Source organism: Streptomyces virginiae, assembly GCF_041432505.1.
Taxonomy (GTDB): Bacteria; Actinomycetota; Actinomycetes; order Streptomycetales; family Streptomycetaceae; genus Streptomyces; species Streptomyces virginiae_A.
The window spans coordinates 7544294-7564281 of record NZ_CP107871.1 but is presented as its reverse complement, the minus strand read 5'-3'; the positions used below and the strand labels follow the sequence as shown (position 1 = coordinate 7564281).

Below are 19988 nucleotides of genomic sequence, written 5' to 3'. Positions count from 1 at the left end.
TGTGTCACACCGGGCGCCATGGGCACAGATCCCGGAGATCGAAACCATGTCCGGCTCACTCAAGGAGTGGGGAGAGGGAGGCACCCTCCCACATCAGCACGGACGGCAGGGGACACGGCGATGACGATTCACTTCGGCATGCCCGGCATGATGGACGACCAGGACGTGACCAGGCTCGGCAATGCCAGGAGCAACGCATTCGACACCGTGTTCCTGCCCATGATGGTCGAACACCACGAAGGCGTGATCGGCATGACCAAGACGGAGAAGCCGCAGGGTACATACGGCCCCGCCAAAGCTCTGGCCGACGAGATAGTCACCTCTCAGGCCGCCTAGAACGCCCAGATGCGGCAGATGCGGCAGATACTCAATGCCGAACGATCGTAGGGAACCCAGCCCGGGGCCGAGCCGCTGCGGCGCTCGACGCTTGATCCTCGAGCGCGAGGACGGCACGCTGCCGTCCTCGCCCGTCCGAGTGCCGTCTCCGACTCGTCACTTTGTTCCTATACGGTGCGCCGGTACATATGCCGGAGTGTGGTCGGGGAGCGAGTGATGGGTGCGGTGTCGGGGTCTTCGGGCACAGGTGAGTTGAAGCGGCACCTGGGTGTGTTCGACGCCGTGGTGATCGGCCTGGGGTCGATGATCGGGGCGGGGATCTTCGCCGCCCTGGCTCCGGCGGCTGGTGCGGCCGGGTCGGGGCTGCTGCTCGGCCTGGCGCTGGCCGCGGTGGTGGCGTATTGCAACGCGATGTCCTCGGCGCGCCTGGCCGCACGCTACCCCGCCTCAGGAGGTACGTACGTCTACGGGCGGGAGCGGCTGGGAGGGTTCTGGGGCTACCTGGCCGGATGGGCGTTCGTGGTCGGCAAGACCGCCTCCTGTGCGGCCATGGCGCTGACCGTCGGCTCGTACGTGTGGCCTGTTCAGGCGCACGCCGTCGCGGTCGCATCCGTGGTGGCGCTGACGGCAGTCAACTACGCCGGGGTGCAGAAGTCCGCCTGGCTCACCCGCGTCGTTGTCGCCGTGGTCCTGGCCGTGCTGGCTGCCGTAGTGGTCGCCGCAGCCACCTCCGTCGACGCACACACCGCCGGGCTCGGCATCGGTGACGACGCGACCTTCGGCGGCGTGCTCCAAGCGGCGGGCCTGCTGTTCTTCGCGTTCGCCGGCTACGCCCGCATCGCCACCCTCGGCGAGGAAGTCCGCGACCCCGCCCGCACCATCCCCCGGGCCATCCCGCTCGCCCTCGGCATCACACTCGTCGTCTACGCGGCCGTCGCCGTCGCCGTCCTGCTCGTGCTGGGCCCGCAAGGGCTGGCTGCCGCCATGGCTCCCCTGTCGGATGCTGCACGGGCCGCAGGCACGGACTGGCTGGTGCCCGTCGTACGGGTGGGTGCCGCCGTGGCCGCACTCGGCTCGCTCCTCGCCCTGATCCTCGGGGTCTCGCGTACGACCCTGGCCATGGCCCGCGACCACCACTTCCCGCATGCCCTGGCCGCCGTTCACCCTAAGTTCCAGGTGCCGCACCGCGCCGAACTCGTGGTGGGCGCGGTCGTCGCCGTACTCGCCGCGACCACCGACGTACGCGGGGCAATCGGCTTCTCCTCGTTCGGGGTGCTCGCCTACTACGCCATTGCCAACGCCTCCGCCTGGACGCTCACCCCGGACGAAGGCCGACCAGCACGGATCATCCCGGTCGTCGGGCTGGCCGGATGCCTCGTTCTCGCCTTCGCCCTCCCGGCCTCCTCGGTACTCAGCGGCGCCGCGGTGTTGGCCGCGGGAGCCGCTGCCTACGCGGTACGCCGCACACTGACCGCCCACGAGCTCTAGGGCCTGTGTGACGCACCTCCCCCTCGGCGCAGCGCTGAGCGTTCTCAGGAGTTTCGCGGGATCAGCAGGCCGGATTGGCGGGCGAGGATGACGAGTTGGGCGCGGGCGAAGGCCGGAGCCTGGTCTTGCCCTGGTTGGCGTAGATCTTCGCGATCATCGGGCTGATCCACCATCCGCTCGGCGATCTGGTCGCTGGACATGCCCTGAGCGGCGGGACCGCCTGGTTACAAGGGGTGATGTCCTCGCGACCACAGTAGGACTGGGGCACAGCAGGTGGATCGCTTTGCGGCAAAGGGGCGGCGGCGTCGCCGTGTCGTACGGGCCGGCTGATCCGCCGGTGGCCGGCACCCGGGTCGGGGCCGGCCACCGTGGTGCGGGGAGGCAGTCAGGCGCCGGGGTCGTGGGCCGCGCCGACGAGCTCTTCGAGGAGGTCTTCCATGGTGACGAAGCCGAGGACGGTGCCCTTGCTGCCGGTGACGGCGGCGAGGTGGGTACCGGCCGCGCGCATCGCGGTCATGGTGTCGTCCAGGGGGGTGTCGAGCGCGACCTTGGTGATCGGGTGCAGCGACGCACGCGGGAAGGGCTGGTCGCGTTCAGGGGCGCCGAGGGCGTCCTTGATGTGCAGGTAGCCCAGGATCTCCTCGCCCGGTCCGGTGACCGGAAGGCGGGAGAAGCCGTGGTGCGAGGCCGTGCGCTCCAACTGTCGCGGGGTGATGTCGTGGCCGACGGTCGCCACGCGCTCCAGGGGCACCATGACCTCGCCGACCGGCCGGGTGCCGAGCTCCAGGGCGTCCTGGAGGCGCTCGCCGTCCTCGGGGCCGAGCAGGCCGGCTGCGGACGAGTCCTTGACCAGGCGGGCGAGTTCGTCGTCGGTGAAGATGGAGCCGACCTCGTCCTTGGGCTCGACCTTCAGCAGACGCAGCAGCGCGTTGGCGAAGGCGTTGATGCCGAAGACGAACGGCCGCAGCGCCCGGGTGACGGCGACCAGCGGCGGCCCGAGGAGCAGCGCGGTGGGTGCCGGGGCGGCGAGTGCGATGTTCTTCGGGATCATCTCGCCGACGAGCATGTGGAGGTAGGTCGCCAGGGTGAGCGCGATGACGAAGGCGATCGGGTGGATCAGGCTCTCGGGCACGCCGATTGCGTGGAACGGCGGTTCCAGCAGGTGGGCGATGGCCGGTTCGGCGACCGCGCCCAGGACCAGGGAGGAGACGGTGATGCCGAGCTGGGCGGTGGCCATCATCGCGGAGAGGTGTTCCAGGCCCCACAGCGTCGTCTTGGCCCGCCTGTTGCCCTTGAGGGCGGCGGGTTCGATCTGGCTGCGGCGTACGGAGATCAGGGCGAACTCGGCGCCGACGAAGAAGGCGTTGGTGATCAGGGTGAGGGCGCCGATCAGCAGCTGGATCGCGGTCATCGGGCTCGCTCCTCATCGGCTGCGGAGACGGCGGGTGCGGCGATCGTGACCCGGTCCGCGCGGTGGTGCTCTATGTCGAGCACGGTGATTTCCCAGCCGTCGACGGTGATGGTGTCGCCTTCGGCGGGGATGCGTTCGAGCTGGGTGGCGATCAGGCCTGCGAGGGTCTCGTACGGGCCCTCGGGCACGTCGAAGCCGATCTCTTCCAGTTCGTCGAGGCGGACACTGCCGTCGGCCTCCCAGACCTGGCGGCCGTCCTGCTCGGGGCCTTCGATGAGGTCGGGGACCTCTATCGGGTCGTGCTCGTCGCGGACTTCGCCGACGACCTCTTCCACGATGTCCTCGACGGTGGCGACACCGGCGGTGCCGCCGTACTCGTCGATCACCACGGCCATGGTGCGGGCCTTGCGCAGCCGCCCGAGCAGGGTGTCCACGGGAAGTGAGTGCGGCACGAGCAGAGCCGAGGTCATCAGGTCCGTGACCGGGGTCTTGACCCGCTGCTCCTCCTCCAGTGCGAGGACGTCTCGGATGTGGAGGGTGCCGATGACCTCGTCGAGGGTGTCGCGGTAGACGGGGAAGCGGGAGACGCCGGTGGCCAGCGTCAGGTTCGCCGCGTCGGCCGCGGTGGCGTGGGCCTCCAAGGCCTGGACATCGACGCGGGGGGTCATCACGTTCTCCGCGGTCAGCTCGGCCAGGTGCAGGGACTTCACGAACAGTTCGGCCGAGTCCGCCTCGATGGCTCCCTGGCGGGCCGAGTGCCGGGCGAGAGCCACGAGCTCCTCCGGCGTACGGGCAGAGGCCAGCTCCTCGGCCGGCTCCAGCCCGAAGCGGCGCACCAGGCGGTTCGCAGTGTTGTTCAGGTGCCGGATCAGGGGGCCGAAAGCGGCGGTGAAGGCGCGCTGCGGGCCGGCGACGACCTTCGCGACGGCCAGCGGGCGCGAGATCGCCCAGTTCTTCGGCACCAGCTCGCCCACGACCATCAGCACGACGGTCGAGAGCGCGACGCCCAGCAGCGTCGCCGTGGTGGACACCGCCCCGGAGGACAGGCCGACGGCCTCCAGAGGTCCGCGCAGCAGCGCGGAAACGGACGGCTCGGCCAGCATGCCGATCACCAGCGAGGTCACCGTGATGCCCAGCTGGGCCCCGGACAGCTGGAAGGTCAGTCGTTTGGCGGCCTTCAGGGCACTCTCGGCGCCCCGCTCGCCGGCCGCGGCGGCACGCTCGAGCTCGCTGCGCTCGACGGTGGTGAGCGAGAACTCGGCGGCGACGAACACCGCGCACGCCAGCGTCAGCGCCAGAGCGAGAAGCAGCAGCAGGACTTCGGTCACCGTGCCACCCCCGCTCCCGGCTCGACATTCAGCGGGCAAGACGTGGCACGGCTCGTACTGGGAGGTTCACCCATTGCGGGTCTGCTGCTCCTTCTTCACTCAGGCCGACTGGCGCGGTCCACGCCAGGGGCGGTTCAGTATCCGCACGACAACTGTAAAGGAACAGCAAAGTCCCTGGCCAGTGACGTCCCACATGGCGACAGGGAGGGCCTTTTCGGACTTTCCCGCTCAACCGTCGCCTGTTCACTCGACAGCGGCCGCGCTGCTCCTATGCTTCTACATGTCTGTAGATTATGCCAGGGCGGACGGAGCACTCCGTGCTGCCCGGGCGCCCGTACGCGCGCCTGTCGGGCTCGCGTGAAGTCAGGAGGGGAACAGAACGTGGCTTCGATCGATCTGGACAAGGTGCTGGACAAGGCGTGGGCGGACAAGAGCCTGCCCGAGATCCTGGCCGCTCCCGTGGGAGCCCTCAAAGGCGTCTCCGACCGTGACGGCGAGCTGCTCAAAGAGGCGTTCGGCGTCACGACCGTCGCCGAACTCGCCGAGCTGAAGTACGTCCGCTGGGCGCAGGCCCTCGCGGCCCTGGACGCGGCGAAGTAGCGCCTCGGGCTCGCGCGGTGCCGTGGACCGGACCCCGGTCCACGGCACCGTCGCGGGCACCGCAACAGAGATCACAACGCAACGCACATGAAGGAGAACGCCACGATGGTGTTCAAGCGCCTGCTCGGCTCGATGGGTGTCGGCGGCCCCGCCGTGGACACGGTTCTCGACCTGACGACCGCCGCGCCCGGGGGCAGCCTGACCGGCGAGGTCCGCCTCACCGGCGGCCGGGCCGGCTTCGACATCGAACACATCACTTTGGAACTCGTCGCCCACGTCGAGGCCGAGACCGAGGGCGGCGAGCACGAGGGCACGGTTGCTTTCGAGCGATTCCACATCGGCGGCGGCTTCCGCCTCGCGGAGGCCGAGCACCGCTCCGCGCCGTTCGCCATCACGCTGCCGTGGGAGACCCCCATCACCCAGCTGCACGGCCAGCCTCTGGGAATCGTCCTCGGGGTGCGGACCGAGCTCGGCATCGCCGGCGCCAGGGACAAGGGCGACCTCGACCCCCTCTCCGTGGGGCCGCTGCCCGAGCAGGAGGCGATCCTTGAGGCATTCGGGCAGCTCGGCTTCGGCTTCAAGTCCGCCGATCTCGAACTGGGCCGCATCGGCGGCACCGGCCAGCAGCTGCCCTTCTACCAGGAGATCGAACTCACCCCACCCACGCAGTACGCCCACCAGGTCAACGAGATCGAACTGACCTTCCTCGCCCATCCTGGCGGACTGGAGGTCGTCCTGGAGGCGGACAAGCGCGGCAGCCTCTTCTCCGGAGGCCACGATGCCCTCGGTCGGCACCACGTCAGCCACGTGGGAGCGGCCCACCGGGACTGGAACGCCGTCGTCGGCTCCTGGATCAGCCAGCTTCTCGACGCGCACACCGCCCGCGCGGCTCACACCCCCCACAGCCCCTACGGGCACGGCGCAGGGCACGACGCTCACACCCACAAGGACGACCACGGACACCATGACGGTCACCGGTCCGGGCCGGGCATGGGCACCGTGGTCGCTGCCGGCGCGGCCGGCCTCGCGGTCGGTGTCGTCGGCGGGATGGTGGCGGCCGAAGCCGTCGACGAGATCGGCGACTTCTTCGAGGACGACGAGGACGAGGACGAGGACGGCGGCGAGGAAGCGTAGCGGCTCCGTCACCCGCACCGTAGCTTCTACGGTGGTGTAGAAATAACTTGTCCGGGCCGGATCCGTCCGTCCCCGGCCCGGACAACCCTGCGACCCGATGGAGTTGGCATGGCCCTGTGGGACCGTTTCAAGCAGTCCGCCCAGCAGATGCAGACGCAGCTGGAGGCAAAGAAGAACGAGCTGAAGTCCGGCGCGTTCCGCGACGCGAGCATGGCCATGTGCGCCCTGGTCGCCGCGGCGGACGGAACGATCGACGACTCCGAGCGCCGACGGGTGGCCCACCTGATCGCCACCAACGAGGTCCTGCAGAACTTCCCGGCCGCCGATCTCCAGACGCGTTTCGACGACGACCTCAACACCCTCACCGCCGACTTCGACTTCGGCAAGGTCAGCATCCTGCAGGAGATCGCCAAGGCGAAGAAGAAGCCCGCCGAGGCGCGCGCCGTCATCCAGATCGGCATCGTCATCGGAGGCGCTGACGGCGACTTCGACAAGACCGAGCAGGCCGTCGTACGCGAGGCCTGCTACACCCTCGACCTCCCGCCTCACGAGTTCGACCTCTAGCGCCACGGCCCTGCCCGTACGCGCCCGGCGCCGCGGCCCCCAGGGCTCGGGGAGGCATGCCTGCGAGGAGACCGGGCTTCGCGCGGGTGCGCACGATCAGGCGAAGGCTGTGTCGACGTAGCGAATCTCCATCCGGGCGATGGCGCTCGGGACGCCGTTCGATTCCGGAGCCCGGTCCGTAGTCGTCATCTGCCTTGGAGCACAATGTCCGCATGGCGAACAGCGAGGAACGCGGCGCTCCGTACGTAGGTTTCACGGTGGGCATATCGCTGGGCATGATGGCGGGAGTCGTACTCGGTCTGCTCATCGTCGACAGCCTCGCGCTCGGACTCGGCGTGGGTGTCGCGCTGGGACTCGGCATCGGCACGATCCGTCGGCCTGGGACCGAATCAGCTGAGGTCCAGCCCGGCGAATCCTGATCCTTTTCTTCCCGAACGACCTGCTGTCGTCGTTTCCGACGTAAGGCGCCAGAACCATACGCGCCGGGGGCGGGAAGACGCATGTCGAGGCGCTGTCCGATGTGAGATCTCGGCGCCCGCGAACAGGGCGTTGAGCATGATCAGCGCGGCGTGAGCGCGAGGTCCCACACGGAGCCGTTCACGGCCTCGCGCCCAGCCGGGTGCGGGTGCGGGTGGGCGTCACAGGCTCGAGCGGACCACGGTGACGGGGCAGTGGGCGTGGTGCAGGACGGCCTGGCTGACCGAGCCCAGCAGCAGCCCGGCGAATCCGCCCCGCCCGCGCGCACCCACCACGATCAGCTGGGCACTGTCGCTGGCCTCGATCAGTGTCGGCCGTGTACGGCCCCGGACGATCCGCTGGCGCACAGTCACCTTGGGGTACTGCTCGCGGTGCCCGGACAAGGCCTCGGCCAGCAGCCGCTCTTCCACCGTCCGTTGTCGGTCCACGTCACCGATCAGGTCCACCAGTTCCACGGGATGGCCCGGGCCGCTCTCGCCGTGATCGCTCCACGTGCTCCAGGCGTGCAGGGTCACCAGTTCACTGCCCCGCAGCTGTGCCTCGGCGAACGCGAACCTGATCGCGCCCAGGCCCTGAGGGGAGCCGTCCACCGCCACCAGTACGGGCCCCTCGGGCCCGGTCCGGCCGCGTACGACCATCACCGGGCAGTGGCCGTGTGCGGCAAGGTGGACGGCCGTCGATCCCAGGAGAAGCCCTCGGATACCGCCCGTGCCACGGTGGCCCACCACCACGAGCTGAGCCGTGCGTGACTCCGCTTCCAGGGCGGCCACCGGCTCGCCGGGCATCACCGCGCTGGTGGTCTGCACTCCTGGGGCTGCAGCCTGGGCCCGGTCGACCGCTTCGTGGAGCAGGTGCTCGACCAGATCCCGCACTCCTCCGCCGGGCGGTCCGAGAGGTGAGGCGCCGGGTGGGACGTGCATGGCGGGCCAGACGAAGGCGTGCACGACATGCAGCTCCGCTCCTCTGAGCAGTGCTTCCCGTGCGGCGGCGTCCACGGCGCCCATGGCGTAGGGCGAGTTGTCCACCCCGACCACGACCGGACCGGACATCGCCCTGCCTCTCCTCTTCCCGCAGTTCCTGCTGCGGGGCTGGGCCCGCGCTTCGTCCTCCCAGGTTCTCTCGCAGGCCGCACCCACGCCACCAGGGGCAGCCGCGTCAGGCGTCCCCGGGCCAGGTCATAGCGGTGTGGCGGCGTGGAGGATGAAGAACAGGGTGACGGCGGAGTTCGCCGAGGAGAGTGCGGACACCGTTGTGCCGGCCGCCGCACCCCACGTGGCCACGCCCACCGCGGTGAACACCGAAGGCCAGCGGCTGGAGGCAGGGGCGGGCCCCAGCAGTGCGGCGACCCTGCTCGGCACCGGTCCCGCCGCCGCGAACGCGGGCAGCGTGGCCAGCGGGGCACCGCGGCTGATCAGCGCCGCCTTGCCGATCGCCACCGCCACCGTACGGCGGCTGCCGACCCTGGCCGCCGCCTCCTCATCGGCCCACCGCTCGGCGGTGTAGGCCACCACCGACCTCAGCGGCCGCAGGAACGGGTTCGCGCGGGCGGCGAGCTGGACGGCCAGCAGGAACCGGTGGTGGCCCCCCGTGAGGTGGGCACGCTCGTGCGCGAACAGTGCCCGGCGCTCGCGGGAGGAGAGCGCGGCCAGCATGCCCGTGCTCACCACGATCCGGTCACGGCGCGAGCCGGGCAGCGCGTAGGCGTACGGAACCTCATCGGGCAGCACGGCCACCGGGGTGGCGGGCAGCCCGGCAAGTGCGCGCCGGCTGCGTCGGCGTACGCGCCGGTGGCGCCATGCCGCCGACGTACACGAGGCGATTACCGCGAGGAGCGCGGGGATGGCGGCCTTGCCGGCGACCTCGTCGTACGGGACCGCTTCGCGCACCTCCGGGTCGGACCAGCCGTCCGGCAACGGGTTGCCGGGCAGCTGCGCGGTCCCCACCACCATCAGCAGCGCCAGGCACAGCGTGCTGCACACCGCCAGCACCGCCGCGGCTCCGGTCAGCAGCCACGTCGCGGTACGCGGGTGCAGATGATGCCCGGCCAGGCGTGCGATCGGCCACGCCGTTAAGGGCAGCACCAGCGGCAGGAACACGAAAATTCCCATGCTCCTCAGTCTTCCCCCGCCTCGGACGCCTTGCCCAGCAGTTCCCGCAGCAGCTCCTCGTCCCCGGGCGTGAGAGCGGTCACGAAGCTGGCCAGGACGGCCTGCCGGTCGCTCTCGGCATCCAGGACCTTGCGCATCCGCAGAGCGGCCAGCCCGGCCTCGTCGGCGACCGCCATCCACTCGAACGACCGGCCCACCCGCTCCCGCGCCACAGCACCCTTGGCCTGCAGCCGGGTCAGGATCGTCATCACCGTCGTGTAGGCCAGACCGCCGCCCAGGCGTTCCTGGACCCAGCCGGCCGTGACCGGCCCCGGCGCCTGGCACAGCGCGGCGAGTACCTGGCCCTCCAGTTCACCCTGCCCCCGGCGGGGGGACGGGTCGGCACCGCTCGAGTCTTTCACTGTCATGCCGTCAACCTCCCGCCTCATGGCCTCACCGGACGCGGCGTGGCGGTTCATCGTACTGATCCACCGGCCAACTGCTCGGCGGACGGCGAACGGTCCGCCTCCGCGAAGCCGCCACACCGGCCGAACTCCCACCAATATACTTCTACAGTGCTGTAGATTCGCATTGATCCGACGGTACGGGCGCGCCAGCCGGGGCCGCGGGGATACCGAATGGGAGTCACGACATGGGTGTGAGCCTGTCCAAGGGCGGCAACGTCTCACTGAGCAAGGAGGCCCCGGGCCTGACCGCCGTGCTGGTCGGCCTGGGCTGGGACGTACGGACGACCACCGGAGTCGACTTCGACCTCGACGCCAGCGCGCTCCTGGTGAACGCCTCCGGGAAGGTCCCCTCCGACCAGCACTTCGTCTTCTACAACAACCTCAAGAGCCCCGACGGCTCCGTCGAGCACACCGGCGACAACCTCACCGGTGAGGGCGAGGGGGACGACGAGGTCGTCAAGGTCGACCTCGCCACCGTGCCCGCCGACGTCGAAAAGATCGTCTTCCCGGTCTCCATCCATGACGCCGAGGCCCGCAGCCAGAGCTTCGGCCAGGTGAGGGGCGCTTTCATCCGCGTCGTCAACCAGGCCGGCGGTGCGGAGATCGCCCGCTACGACCTATCCGAGGATGCTTCGACCGAGACCGCGATGGTCTTCGGTGAGCTCTACCGAAGCGGCGCGGAGTGGAAGTTCCGCGCCGTCGGCCAGGGCTACGCCTCCGGCTTGTCCGGCATCGCCGCAGACTTCGGCGTCGGAGTCTGAACAACCGCATGCAGGCGGGGTGGTCCGCCGGGCCCGGCGGACCGCCCCCGTCGCCCGATACAGGCGCAGCCGTGTCACTCGATCCGGGGATCCTTTGGGGCAGGAGGGCCCGCCCTGAACCGCGGGCGGAGCCGGCTTCGAGCCCATGCGGCTCGCATCCCCGCCGCACCGACCCGCAACTCCCCCATCCGCCGGGTACAACCGCGCGCCGGATTGCCCAGGAACGAGGCACCGCGTACACCGTCATCGTTTTCTACAGTGCTGTAGATTCATGGCGGTCGCGAAGGCGGCCTCGCGAAGATGCTGTCCGACGGCCGATCATCAGGAGGACACGGTGGGAATCAATCTCGACAAGGGCCAGCAGATCAGCCTGGAGAAGGCCGGCGGTGGCACGCTGAGCGTGGTCCGCATGGGGCTGGGCTGGCAGTCCGCCCCACGCAAGGGCTTTCTCGCCCGGATGACCGCGCGGGAAATCGATCTGGACGCCTCGGCCGTGCTGTTCGCGGGCAAGGATCCGGTGGACGTGGTGTTCTTCCAGCAGCTGGTCAGCAAGGACGGCTCGGTGCGCCACACCGGGGACAACCGCGTCGGCGGCGCTGGACAGGGCGGGGACGACGAGTCGATCCTGGTGGACCTCTCGCGGGTTCCCGTGCACGTCGACCAGATCGTCTTCACCGTCAACTCCTTCACCGGGCAGACCTTCACGGACGTGCAGAACGCCTTCTGCCGCCTCATCGACGAGACCAACGGCCAGGAGCTGGCCCGCTACACCCTCTCCGGCGGCGGCACCTACACCGCCCAGGTCATGGCCAAGGTCCACCGATCCGGGCAGGGCTGGAACATGTCCGCGATCGGCGAGCCGGCCAACGGCCGCACGTTCCAGGACCTGCTGCCCGCCATCACCTCCCATCTGTAACCAGCACCAGCACCGCGGACACGTACGGGCCGGAGCCGGCGTGCAGGCTCGGCGAAGAGGGCATCACCCGCATCGGAGGCCAACGCAGTGTTCGGCATCAGTGAAATAGCGATCATCCTCATCCTCGTCATCCTGGTCTTCGGAGCCAAGAAGCTGCCCGAACTCGCCCGCTCGATGGGGAAGTCCGCCCGGATTCTGAAAAGCGAGGCCCGGGCGATGAAGAACGACCCGGCCAGCAGAACAGCCGCCGGCGAGCAGCCCGCCGACGCCGGTACCGGGTTGGTCATCGAACCCGACGCGGTGATCAGCCCGCGCCCCACCCACGTATCCCGCTCCGACCACCCGCAACGCTGAACTGGGGCCTCGGCCTCCCCGTCGCGCCGCATCCGCCGGGAGGGCACGCCCTGCAAGCGGCCCGCCGAGCGGTATAACGTTCTTCACATCAGTCGTGCCGCAACAGCCCAGCGAGGGAGCATGTCGCGCATCTGGGGTGCCATCGCCCTGGCCGTAGTCGGCACCATCACCACCATGGCCGGCGCCGCGCTCTACATCCTCCCGGGCCCATGGATCCCGGTTCTCGCCGTCGGCATAGCCATGCTCGTGGCCGGTGTCCTCATGCTGGGCCTGGACGCCGACTGCCGTTAGGCCGTGTATCGAAAATGGATCTTGCGCGCTGAATGATCGTGGTCATGGGGCGGGGAGATCTCACGGACGAGCAGTGGGCTTTGCTGGAGCCGTTGTTGCCGAAGCGGGCCAAGGCAGGGCGACCGCCCGCCTGGCCCCGGCGTCAGCTGATCGACGGCATACGGTTCCGGGTGCGGACAGGCGTTCCGTGGCGGGACGTGCCCGTCGAGTACGGGCCGTGGGGCCGGATCTACGACCTGTTTCGTCGATGGCAACGGGACGGCACGTGGCACCGGGTCCTCACCAGGCTCCAGTCCCTGGCCGATGCGACGGGTGCGATCACGTGGGAGCTGAGCGTCGATTCCACGGTGTGCCGCGCCCATCAGCATGCAGCCGGGGCCCGGAAGCATGGTGACCTGCAGAAAGAACCACCAGGCGGTGTCGCCTCCGAGCCTCGCGATCACGGGCTGGGCCGATCACGCGGCGGGTTCACCACGAAGCTGCACCTGGCCGTCGAGCAAGGTCAGAAGCCCATGTCGATCGTGGTCACCCCCGGGCAGCGTGGTGACTCGCCACAGTTCGAACCCGTTCTGGAAAAGGTCCGCGTGCCCCGCGTCGGAGCGGGTCGGCCGCGGGTCCGTCCCAACCGAGTGCGCGCTGACAAGGCGTACGCCTCCCGCAAGAATCGCGCCTACCTGCGCCGCCGCGGAATCCGCTGCACCATCCCCGAGAAGGCCGACCAGGCGCGCAACCGCCAGAGACTCGGATCCCGTGGCGGCCGGCCGCCCCGCTTTGACCCCGTCGACTACCGCGAGCGCCACGCGGTCGAGTGCGCGATCAACCGCCTCAAGAGGCACCGTGCCGTCGCCACCAGGTACGACAAGCTCGCGGTCCGATACGAGGCGACCGTCCTGATAGCAGTGATCAACGAGTGGTTGTGACTTCCTGGTTTCGCCTGAGCGCGATGCGAGTGGTGAGCAGTTCTCGCAGGAGTTCCACAATGAGATCAGGCTGCCCCCACGAACGGGGAGTGGCCTGTCTGCCATTCGCGCACGTCGGTGCACCGCGAGGCCATCGTCCGCTGGAGGCCGGGGTCGATGGCCCGGTCCTGTGCGCAGATGACGTAGGTGGAGGGAGTTTCCTTCCAACTGTGGTGCTGGGGGACTCCTCGTCCGCAACCTGAGGCTTGCGCACGCAGTAGACCGGCCGCACGCGCGGCGAGGGGCCCGGGACAGTCGCCGTAGAGGGTGTTGATGGCCAGGCCGGGGTGCAGGGTGGTCGAGCCATCCGGCTCGGCGACGATCGCGTCCTTGAGCTGCTGGGACGCACCGCCCAAACTGGCCGCGCTCTCACCGGCGTCCAGCACGAACGCTGCCAGGTAGACCAGGTGTGCCACTCCGCGGACCCCTGTGATCACCGACCCTCCGTAGGAGTGACCGAGGACGAGCGGGGGCTCGGGCAACGCGTCGATGACGGCCTGGACGGCAGCGATGTCAGCAGCCAATGAGCCGCGGTGGAGCTCAGGCACAACAACCTTGGTTCCGTCGGTCCGCAACCGTTCCGCCAACACCGCAAAGTGCTCGGGACGGTGATACAGGCCGTGAATAAGCACCACAGCAGCCAACTCGTCCGTCTCCTCAGATCGACACCAGACCGGTGAGCCTAGCCCCGAACGACGGCCACCCCATCACCTTGATCCACTTTCGATACACGGCCTTAGCTCTGCTGTGCCCGACCGGTAGCCCTCAGGCGGCGATCATCGCTTGCTCGGCCAGCATCTCTTCTCCGTCACGAGGTCAGGAAGGCGGAGCGGGAGCTCACCCGCCAGGCGGCGGGAGTTTCCCGGGCCAGGTCACTGCCCGCGGCCTGGTGGAAGGGCCGCGGGCAGTGAGCGTTAGGGGCGCTTCGTTTCCGCCGGTGTCTTATGGGGCGCGGGGTGCTGTCCCATGGTGATGTACCAGCGTCCGTCGGTACGGGTCAGGCCCAGAATCTCGTTGTGCGTCGTGCCGTCCTGGGCTTGGGCGGTCAGGTGGGCCGAGGCGACGTCCGGACCGAATTCGTGCTTGAGGTCCAGCTGCCCGATTGTCAGCTCGCGCCCGCCCAGCCGGCCGATCCGCTCGTCCACTTCGGCTTTCGCGTCGTTGCCGGGAGGGGCGAGCGCGCTCAGTGCCTTCGCATCCTGTGCGTTGAGGGCGGTGAGGTAGGTGTCCACCGCTGCCTGTTCGGAACCGGCCCCGGTCTTGGGGGCCGGATCCCCGGTGCATGCGGTCGCCAGAACGCTGAGGAGGGCAGCGGCTGCGGCCAGTGCGAGCCTGCGTGTCGCTCGTGATCTCATGGTGTTCTCCTCACGTGCCGTGGCTCACGTACGGTGGGGGTACCACCATGCGTACGGGTTGGAGGCCAGCAGGGAGCTCAGCTTCCTGTTGTGTGTGCTGTTCGATCGGTACGTGAGGTAGCGCTCGCTTCCCCCCACGGCGGTGACGATCATCGTGTGGTCGACCACGTCGTCGCGGTTCCAGTCTGCCTGGAGGACGTCGGCCATGCCCAGGCTCCAGACGCTGCTCAGCATGTAGGTCCGGCCGGAGTGGCGGCTGGCGAACCACCACCAGTTCTCCGCGCCGGCCCAGGTGTAGCTCGTGGTCCAGGAGAAGCTTGCGTAGAACCACCTCCTGTTGTCCGCACGGGTCGTCGCGCTGCCGCTGGTGGTGTTCCAGCCCCCAGACCTCATGGCCTGGGAGATGAAGTTCGTGCAGTCACTGGAGTAGGTGCGGTAGCTGCCGTTGTGATTGCGCCAGTACCTGTCCGCGTAGTTGGCCATGGCGGTGTAGTTGTACGAGGCGGCCGCACTCATCGGCGCGGGCGCGTCTGCACCGGAAGCCTGCGGGGCCTTCGGCTCGGTCCCGGCGGACGGCCCGCCGATGGTCGAGGCGGGCGTACCGCCCTTGGGCGGTTCGGGCTGCGGAGGTTCCGGCGGGTTGGGGCCCTGCTCGCCGGGGTTCGGCTTGGTCGGCGGTTCCTCGAAGGGGATCGGGGCAGGCTCGGCGAACTGGGTGGTGGGTGCCGGCCCGTTCGGGTCGATCTTCGGCACATCCTTGTTGAGTAGCCATCTACCGGTGGCGGTGTCCCGGCTGTAGGTGAGGGTGTGCGGCAGGCTGTATTCCTCGTACTGCGGCTCGCCGGGTGCGGCTTCGGGGAAGTACAGCTTGGTGTCCTCGACGAGGTCCACGACGGCCCGATCGCCGTTGACGTAGACGTGGTCGGGGGTCACGGAGACCTCGGCCGCACGGTATCCCCCGTTCACGGCCTGCAGCAGAGCACCCCGCTCGGTGAGCGCGGCTTCCTCCTGCCGGGCGTCCGCGGCCATCGGTGCTGTCATCGCGACCGCGGCGCCCGCGGAACGGGCCGTGCTGGGCGAGGTGGTCACGAGGTCGGCACGGTTTTGCAGATAGTCACGCCCGGCATCGAGCAGCGCGGCGGTCTCGGGCTGGGGCCCGGGATCCGCCGCGGTCGCGGCGCTCTGCGGCACGGCCGCGGTCAGGCCGAGCACCAGCGATGTCACGGCCATCGGCCGGATGGTTCTCCACGTCCTGCCACGTCGGCCTACGGCCGGTATTAACCAGTTCATGCCAGTCCCCCCTGGGTTGGCTTCCTGTCGCCCGTGGCTCGGGCGCTCATTCCTAACAGCCCGACGACTCCCCTGACGAGCGCATTACCGGCTCAGGATGGCTCGATCGGGATCTGCTCTTCACCATGGAGCACTGCGACTACGCCCGTAGCCGTCATGCCCGCCCGCGGGCCGAAGCGGAGAACGCGCAGGGTGCCGCGTCCGACCGGAGCAAGGCCCGGTGGATGCGGCGCTGCAGCTGCTGCACACGGCGCGGCAGGCGGTCGAGAACGCCACGGAAGACAAGGCCGCGCGCAAGGTCCGCAGCGGTGAGGAAGCCCAGCGTCAGCAAGACGCCATCCGTCGAATTGGCCGCATCCTCAGCCAGGTGAAGGTTGAGGCCGAGATCAGCCCCGCCGACGGGTGCGACGTTGCCGTCCGCGCCACGGGCGCTTCCACTGTTCGCCGAGGTCAACGGTCGGCGTCGATGCCCTTCCAGCCGTGGCCGAGCCTGCGGCGTCTGCCCGCGATGACAGGGCAGCGGAGACCGGGCGGGTGTTCAGCGCATCAGTCACCTGCTGGGCGGCGCTCGGGGTGAGTCCGGGCAGTGACCTGCCCGGAGACGAGGACCGGGGTATGGCGGCTGCACGCCCGGCCGCCACTCAGCTCTGGAATTCAGTGTTCTGCACGCCGTAGAACGTGGGCTTCGGGGGCGGACCTTGGACTGCTCCAGCGTGTTGGCGACCTTGGCAGCCACGGTCTCGACCGAGATCAGAACGCGGGGCCCGTGGTCCGTCTCGAGCAACGCCTGAAGCACGCGTACGGGTTGACCTGCTCTCAAGGGTTCACCAGGCCGCACCAAGGAGCCTGGGTCCGCAAATGGGACGACACGATCTACCTGGGTGAGGGATTCTTTGTGCATGCAAGATCCCTCCAGCGACGACAAGACATCTGACGGCCTTCCGTTTGGCGAGACCGAGCTCAAAGATGAGGGCCACGCGGTTCTCGCTGTGGCAGTGCGGCCTACGCCGGAGTCGGTGGGGGCGCGGTTTGACCCACTGGCCGGGGTGCGGTCTGGCCTGAAGTCCCTGCAAGCTGCTCAGCTTGGTCCGCTGATGGCGCTCAAGTTTGATCCGCTTGCTGGGGTGCGGTCTGCGCTGGAGTCGGCTCGTGCGGTGCAGTTCGAATACGACCCGCTTGCTGGGGTGCGTTCTGTCCTGCAGTCGGTAGGGGCGACGCCCCTTGCCCCGTTGGCCGTGTTGAGTTCGATCAGGTTTGACCCGCTTGCCGGCGTGCGGTCTGCGCTGGAGTCCGTAGCAGCCGCGCAGCTCGACCCACTTGCCGGGGTCTTGGGCAACATCGCCAGGCAGGCACTCGGGTCATACCCGCTTGCGCTCCTCGAAGAGATTGTCCGCCGGCGCAGCCTGTGGTTGCCGGAAAACCTCCGCCATCTCACGCCGGCTATGTGGCCCCTGTTGTTCCGTGTGAGCGTCAAGGACGGTGTCTGCCTCACCTGGGCTCCCCGGAGCAGCATTGTGAACGAGCTTCTGCACATCCAGACATCGCGGGAACGTCATCAGCTGCTTCTTGATCGACGGCAGGAAGTCGTCGCGGATGTTCTGGAGAGCTTGGAAGAGGTAGTCCATCCCGAGCTCCAGACCTATGCCGCTCTGACCGCACAAGCTGCTGCCTGCATTGAGATGGGACAGGAGGCAGCTGCTCAAGCGCTGCTTGGCAACATCCTGGATTCAGTCCTGCGAGCACAAGGCCCCGGCTGGTTCGAGGACCAATTCGGTTCTTCTGGAGACACGAATCACAAGCTTGTGCACAGCAGCCTTGCGCGGCGTGACGGCCAGGTCATTGCGAGTGGATCCACGAGGCTCGGGCCCTACCTGCTGGTTGCCTCGCTGAAGCACGCCTTCGATGGCCGGGCTCAACAGGCGACGTTCAACAGAAACCTCCCTGTCCATAAGGTGCGTGAAGATACATATCGTCCGGAGTTTGCAGTGACGACGCTCTTGGTTGTCCAGGGCCTCCTCAGGCAGATAGATGGCTACCTGTGTACGGAACCCGCCCTGGTAGCTGGCAAGAGCACTGACGACGGAACCCAGTGGGCAGCCGTGTTGAATGAAGCTCTGACTGTCTTTGGCGCTCTGAACCGAGCTGCTGCCCTAGACGACTTTCGTGGATCTGTGGAGGCGGCAGATCCCGACGAGTACAGAGACAAGCGGGTCCTGGTGATTCAGGCGCTGAACAGCTTCCGAAGCAAGTTGCCCCCCGTCTATGGCCCGGCTCCGAAGTGCGAAGGCTGCAACAGGCCGTCAGTGCCAGGCACTGCTGAAGCGCGGTGCGGGAAGCCCGGCACCTTCTGGTGGTGCGCGTCCTGCTCCGTCCGGCTGGGTGATCGCAGACCTCTGTAGAGCAGAGCTCGTGCTAGGTGGTTGGCGACACCCCAGGTGCGAGCCGGAGAGCGATGACATTCGCGTTCGGCCCGGGGTCGCTTCCCGCCCGGCGGGCACCTGAGAAGAAAGTTCGGCCCTCGCTCCCGTCTGGCGGGACGTCCCGCTGATCGGCCTTTCCTTGCAGGTCAGAGCCGTGTGGCGTGGTCTCCATGACAGCAGATATCAGGGTCATCCGGGCCGGTCAGATGTACCGCTACTACCTGCGCCAGACCGTCGTCGGCGACGGCCGCCGCCCGGCTCGCATGCCGCTGCGCGAGGCCCAGGAGCAAGCCGGTGTCCCGGCCGGGCGATGGATGGGCCGCGGCCTGGCCGCGCTCGGAATCGCGCCGGGTGAGGAGGTCACCGAGGCGCAGCTGCGGAACCTGTTCGGCGAGCGGGGCCGGCACCCGTACGCGGACCGGATCGAGGCTGGCCTGCTCGCCAAGGGCGCCTCCCCGGAGAAGGCGTTCAAGGCCGGCGCCCTCGGACGCCAGGTGATGGTGACCGGTGTCGACGTCGCCCTGGCGGCCGTCGACGTCGCCGCGACCGTGTTCGTGATGCAAGCACGGTCTCGCCGAGAACGGCGGCACCACCCGGGCGGGGGAGTCGCTGCGGAACCTGACCACCAAGGGCCTGGAGGCCGCCTCCTACGAGCTCGGGCGCCCCATGTCGGAGATGGGCTCCACCGCGCGCGGCGCGGGCTCCAGCGGGACCACCCACCCGATGGCCGTCAACGAGACCGTCATCGCGATGCTCCGCCCCAAACCCGACCTCCGGCTGCTCACTGCGGAGCCAGCCGAAGCCAAGGCTGCCGCGCAGGCCGCCGTCGACGCCCCGGCCGGTATCGGCACGATCGCCTCCTACGCGACCGAGGTCCCGCTGCCCGCCACCGGTACGTGGGGTGCGCCGGGCAAGGGCGGCGCCCAGGCCGACATCGTGCTCACCGCCCCGCAGAACCAGATCCCGCTGTTGTTCATCGAGGTCGACAACTGCCACGAGACCGCCGAGGAGATCGCGGCAAAGCTGTTGAAGTACTCCAGGTTCTTCAAACGAACGATCAAGGACACCGACGGCAAGGACAAGCCGATGTGGCGCACCCGCTGGATGGCCCGCGTCGCGGAGCGAGGGGAGGCACCGCACCCGCCCGTGCTGATCATCTTCAACCACATCGGAGCCCGCGACCCCAACCGCACCATCCCACGGCTACAGGAACTGACCCGGCCGCTGTGGGCGGGCGAGCCAGCCGACGGGTTCACCAGCTACGACAGGAAGATCCCGATCATCGCGACCGGCCTGCGCAACCTGCGCGCCCACGGCCCGAGCGGACCGGTCTTCCTTCGCTTCGGCCGCACCCACATGCAGCCACTGCGCGAAGCGATCGGCAACCCCCGCCGGGACGCCGTCCTCGCCCGCCGAGCAGAGCGGGTGGAGGCGCAACAGGCGGAGTACCAGGAGCAGCTGCGCCGTGCAGCGGAGCAGAAGAGGGCCGAGCGCGAGGCTGCCCGCCCTGCCTGCGCCGGCTGCGGGACGAAGTTCGACAACGACCGATGGGAGAACACCCAGCTGTCCCCGGAGCCTGGCCACCGGTGGCACCCGACGCTGTGCGAGCCGTGCGAGGACAAGACGGTCGCGGCAGCGGATCAGGCTGAGCGCGACCGCCTGGAGCAGGAGGCCGCCTCGACTGCGGAGAAGGCCCGCGGCTGGCGTTCCCGCTTTCGTCCCGGGCAAGCCCCCTGATACCTGGGCAAGC

At 69.0% G+C, this 19988-nt stretch carries 22 protein-coding genes and 2 pseudogenes; 15 read left to right on the top strand and 9 right to left on the bottom strand.

Annotated features, from left to right (window positions below; translation table 11 throughout):
- Positions 1-120: 120 nt before the first annotated feature.
- Both OG624_RS34800 and OG624_RS34795 read left to right on the top strand, forming a co-directional pair.
- Entirely contained in the window at positions 121-336 is a 216-nt protein-coding gene (locus OG624_RS34800; protein ID WP_371640309.1) for a DUF305 domain-containing protein, read from the top strand.
- A 216-nt stretch (positions 337-552) separates the two neighbouring features.
- Complete coding sequence (locus tag OG624_RS34795) at positions 553-1824, top strand: APC family permease (protein WP_371640308.1); 1272 nt, start codon at positions 553-555, stop codon at positions 1822-1824.
- A gap of 44 nt (positions 1825-1868) precedes the next feature.
- On the opposite strand, the gene OG624_RS34790 is transcribed toward OG624_RS34795, so the two are convergent.
- The 3 genes from OG624_RS34790 to OG624_RS34780 all read right to left on the bottom strand — a co-directional run bounded on the left by OG624_RS34790 (position 1869) and on the right by OG624_RS34780 (position 4563).
- Positions 1869-2024, bottom strand: coding sequence for a hypothetical protein (locus tag OG624_RS34790; protein WP_371640307.1), 156 nt, complete (start codon positions 2022-2024; stop codon positions 1869-1871).
- A gap of 185 nt (positions 2025-2209) precedes the next feature.
- Entirely contained in the window at positions 2210-3235 is a 1026-nt protein-coding gene (locus OG624_RS34785; protein WP_371640306.1) for a hemolysin family protein, read from the bottom strand.
- Positions 3232-4563: a hemolysin family protein gene (locus tag OG624_RS34780; RefSeq protein ID WP_371640305.1), complete on the bottom strand. Its 1332-nt coding sequence runs from the start codon at positions 4561-4563 to the stop codon at positions 3232-3234. Before OG624_RS34780 ends, OG624_RS34785 begins: the two co-directional genes overlap by 4 nt.
- A gap of 381 nt (positions 4564-4944) precedes the next feature.
- Between OG624_RS34780 and OG624_RS34775 the strand changes: the two genes are divergently transcribed.
- From OG624_RS34775 to OG624_RS34760, 4 genes are all read left to right on the top strand, one after another.
- Positions 4945-5163, top strand: coding sequence for a hypothetical protein (locus tag OG624_RS34775; RefSeq protein ID WP_075971580.1), 219 nt, complete (start codon positions 4945-4947; stop codon positions 5161-5163).
- 105 nt (positions 5164-5268) lie between these two features.
- Positions 5269-6297: a sporulation protein gene (locus OG624_RS34770; protein ID WP_371640905.1), complete on the top strand. Its 1029-nt coding sequence runs from the start codon at positions 5269-5271 to the stop codon at positions 6295-6297.
- A gap of 108 nt (positions 6298-6405) precedes the next feature.
- Complete coding sequence (locus OG624_RS34765; protein ID WP_371640304.1) at positions 6406-6861, top strand: tellurite resistance TerB family protein; 456 nt, start codon at positions 6406-6408, stop codon at positions 6859-6861.
- A gap of 212 nt (positions 6862-7073) precedes the next feature.
- A complete protein-coding gene (locus OG624_RS34760; protein ID WP_371640303.1) occupies positions 7074-7280 on the top strand; it encodes a hypothetical protein in 207 nt (68 codons plus the stop codon).
- Between the two features lie 219 nt (positions 7281-7499).
- On the opposite strand, the gene OG624_RS34755 is transcribed toward OG624_RS34760, so the two are convergent.
- The 3 genes from OG624_RS34755 to OG624_RS34745 all read right to left on the bottom strand — a co-directional run bounded on the left by OG624_RS34755 (position 7500) and on the right by OG624_RS34745 (position 9853).
- Positions 7500-8387 (bottom strand): universal stress protein, encoded by an 888-nt coding sequence (locus OG624_RS34755; RefSeq protein WP_371640302.1) that lies wholly within the window; start codon positions 8385-8387, stop codon positions 7500-7502.
- 126 nt (positions 8388-8513) lie between these two features.
- A complete protein-coding gene (locus tag OG624_RS34750) occupies positions 8514-9446 on the bottom strand; it encodes a M56 family metallopeptidase (protein ID WP_371640301.1) in 933 nt (310 codons plus the stop codon).
- 5 nt (positions 9447-9451) lie between these two features.
- Positions 9452-9853, bottom strand: a complete 402-nt coding sequence (locus tag OG624_RS34745; RefSeq protein WP_329377021.1) for a BlaI/MecI/CopY family transcriptional regulator — start codon at positions 9851-9853, stop codon at positions 9452-9454.
- A gap of 224 nt (positions 9854-10077) precedes the next feature.
- Between OG624_RS34745 and OG624_RS34740 the strand changes: the two genes are divergently transcribed.
- From OG624_RS34740 to OG624_RS34720, 5 genes are all read left to right on the top strand, one after another.
- Positions 10078-10653: a TerD family protein gene (locus OG624_RS34740; protein WP_272262319.1), complete on the top strand. Its 576-nt coding sequence runs from the start codon at positions 10078-10080 to the stop codon at positions 10651-10653.
- Positions 10654-10987: 334 nt separating this feature from the next.
- Positions 10988-11569 carry a TerD family protein gene (locus OG624_RS34735; protein ID WP_272262317.1) on the top strand — a complete coding sequence of 194 codons (582 nt, stop codon included), beginning with the start codon at positions 10988-10990 and terminating at the stop codon, positions 11567-11569.
- 87 nt (positions 11570-11656) lie between these two features.
- Positions 11657-11923, top strand: a complete 267-nt coding sequence (gene tatA / locus OG624_RS34730) for a Sec-independent protein translocase subunit TatA (RefSeq protein ID WP_371640300.1) — start codon at positions 11657-11659, stop codon at positions 11921-11923.
- Positions 11924-12043: 120 nt separating this feature from the next.
- Positions 12044-12214: a hypothetical protein gene (locus OG624_RS34725; RefSeq protein WP_272262314.1), complete on the top strand. Its 171-nt coding sequence runs from the start codon at positions 12044-12046 to the stop codon at positions 12212-12214.
- A gap of 44 nt (positions 12215-12258) precedes the next feature.
- Positions 12259-13134 carry an IS5 family transposase gene (locus OG624_RS34720; protein ID WP_371640904.1) on the top strand — a complete coding sequence of 292 codons (876 nt, stop codon included), beginning with the start codon at positions 12259-12261 and terminating at the stop codon, positions 13132-13134.
- On the opposite strand, the pseudogene OG624_RS34715 reads toward OG624_RS34720, so the two are convergent.
- The 3 genes and pseudogenes from OG624_RS34715 to OG624_RS34705 form a co-directional block, all read right to left on the bottom strand.
- Positions 13118-13817 (bottom strand): annotated as a pseudogene (locus OG624_RS34715) (alpha/beta fold hydrolase). The gene OG624_RS34720 and the pseudogene OG624_RS34715 sit on opposite strands and share 17 nt — an antisense overlap.
- Positions 13818-14087: 270 nt before the next feature.
- Positions 14088-14528, bottom strand: coding sequence for a hypothetical protein (locus OG624_RS34710; protein ID WP_371640299.1), 441 nt, complete (start codon positions 14526-14528; stop codon positions 14088-14090).
- 24 nt (positions 14529-14552) lie between these two features.
- Entirely contained in the window at positions 14553-15758 is a 1206-nt protein-coding gene (locus OG624_RS34705; RefSeq protein ID WP_371640298.1) for an amidase domain-containing protein, read from the bottom strand.
- A gap of 280 nt (positions 15759-16038) precedes the next feature.
- Here OG624_RS34705 and OG624_RS34700 point away from each other — a divergent pair, with 280 nt between their 5' ends.
- The 4 genes and pseudogenes from OG624_RS34700 to OG624_RS34685 all read left to right on the top strand — a co-directional run bounded on the left by OG624_RS34700 (position 16039) and on the right by OG624_RS34685 (position 19975).
- A complete protein-coding gene (locus OG624_RS34700; RefSeq protein ID WP_371640297.1) occupies positions 16039-16395 on the top strand; it encodes a hypothetical protein in 357 nt (118 codons plus the stop codon).
- Positions 16396-16717: 322 nt separating this feature from the next.
- Positions 16718-18217 (top strand): hypothetical protein, encoded by a 1500-nt coding sequence (locus OG624_RS34695; protein ID WP_371640296.1) that lies wholly within the window; start codon positions 16718-16720, stop codon positions 18215-18217.
- A gap of 191 nt (positions 18218-18408) precedes the next feature.
- A pseudogene (locus tag OG624_RS34690) lies at positions 18409-18708 on the top strand (relaxase domain-containing protein); the annotation flags it as partial.
- A gap of 205 nt (positions 18709-18913) precedes the next feature.
- A complete protein-coding gene (locus OG624_RS34685; RefSeq protein WP_371640295.1) occupies positions 18914-19975 on the top strand; it encodes a replication-relaxation family protein in 1062 nt (353 codons plus the stop codon).
- The last annotated feature ends 13 nt before the right edge of the window (positions 19976-19988 follow it).